2 protein-coding genes are annotated in these 1,598 nt (G+C 66.7%); both read right to left on the bottom strand.

What is annotated here, in order from left to right; genetic code table 11:
• Positions 1 to 437, bottom strand: a 437-nt coding sequence (locus tag AS156_RS17470; RefSeq protein WP_066506683.1) for a VOC family protein, incomplete at its 3' end; no start/stop codon positions are given.
• Positions 438 to 482: 45 nt separating this feature from the next.
• The coding region (locus AS156_RS17465) for a PA0069 family radical SAM protein (RefSeq protein WP_245312893.1) at positions 483 to 1,598 on the bottom strand (1,116 nt) is incomplete at its 5' end.

Raw genomic sequence — 1,598 nt, 5'->3', positions numbered from 1 at the left:
CGCCGGTCGTCGCGGACCTCGAAGCCCGGCGCGCGGACGACTTCCCAGGCATGGCCGTCGGGATCGGCGAAGTACCCGCAATAGCCGCCATAGCTGGTCGGCTGCGCCGGCTTCAGCAGCCTGGCACCTTTCGAGAGCGCGAACGTCATGACGGTATCGACCTCCGCATCGTCGCAGCAGTTCCACGCAATCGCGACACCATGGAATGCCGCCGGTCGCGGCTGATCGGGCAGTGCGGCATCAGCGGCCAGCAGATGCCACGGGAACAGCCCGAGCACGCTGCCGCCGGTCTCGAAGAAGGCGACCTCCTCGCCGGTCGCGCGCATCTTCCTGGTGAAGCCGAGCGATTCGTAGAAGGCGATACTGGCGCGCATGTCGTTGACGCCGAGCGTGAGGACGGTGAAGCGTGGGGTCGGGGTGGCGGCGGTGTTACTCATGCTGGCACTCACTTCGTATGTGACGTCGTCGACTTCTTCGTAGGGTCAAAACAAGCTCAACTGCTGCCCGTTGCGCTTCGGCTTGGCAAAGTGGTCCGTGGTCAGCTTGGTGCGCCGCTTGTTCAGGCCGAGCTTCTCGCAGGCGATCTCGAAGCGGCGGCCGATCATCCAGGCCATCGGCCCGGTGCCCTTCATCCGCGTACCCCATTGCGAGTCGTAGTCGCGGCCGCCGCGCATGTCGCGGATCAGCGTGAAGACGTGACGATAGCGGTCGGGATAGTTCGACATCAGCCATTCGCGGAAGAGGTCGCGGACCTCCAGCGGTAGGCGCAGCAGCACGTAGCTCGCCTCCCTGGCGCCGGCATGCGACGCGGCGTCGAGGATACGCTCGATCTCGGAGTCGTTCAGCGCCGGGATCACGGGCGCGACCATCACCGTGGTCGGGATGCCGGCCTCGGCCAGCCGCTTGATCGCCTCGAGCCGCTTCGGCGGGGTCGAGGCGCGCGGCTCCATGGTGCGGGCGAGCTTCGCGTCGAGCGTCGTCACCGAGAGGGCGACCTTGACCAGATTGCGCTTGGCCATGCGCGACAGGATATCGATGTCGCGCGTCACCAGCGCCGACTTGGTCACGATGCCGACCGGATGGCCGGCCCGCTCCAGCACCTCGAGGATGCCGCGCATGATCTTCCGCTCGCGTTCGATCGGCTGGTAGGGATCGGTGTTGGTGCCGATCGCGATCATCCGCGCTTCATAATCAGGCGCCGCCAGCTCCTTCTCGAGCAATTCCGGCGCATCGGGCTTGGCGAGCAGCTTCGATTCGAAGTCGAGGCCCGGCGACAGGCCGAGATAGGCGTGGGTCGGTCGCGCGAAGCAGTAGACGCAGCCGTGCTCGCAGCCGCGATAGGGATTGATCGAGCGATCGAACCCGATGTCGGGGGAGTCGTTGCGGGTGATCACCTTGCGCGAGGTGTCGATCGCCACCGACGTCTTGAACGGCGGCAGGTCGTCGAGGCTATGCCAGCCGTCGTCGAAGGCGACCCGCGCCTCGGCCTCGTAACGGCCGCTGGCATTGGACTGCGCGCCCCGGCCGCGCCGCCGCTCGCTTTCGATCGCGACCGCAAGCTCGGGAAAAGGGGAAGGTGCACCCGCCGGGTTATCGGA

The sequence above is a fragment of the Bradyrhizobium macuxiense genome (genome assembly GCF_001542415.1).
GTDB lineage: Bacteria > Pseudomonadota > Alphaproteobacteria > Rhizobiales > Xanthobacteraceae > Bradyrhizobium > Bradyrhizobium macuxiense.
Note: the sequence above shows the minus strand (reverse complement) of the source record. Positions and strands in the feature narration are given on the sequence as shown.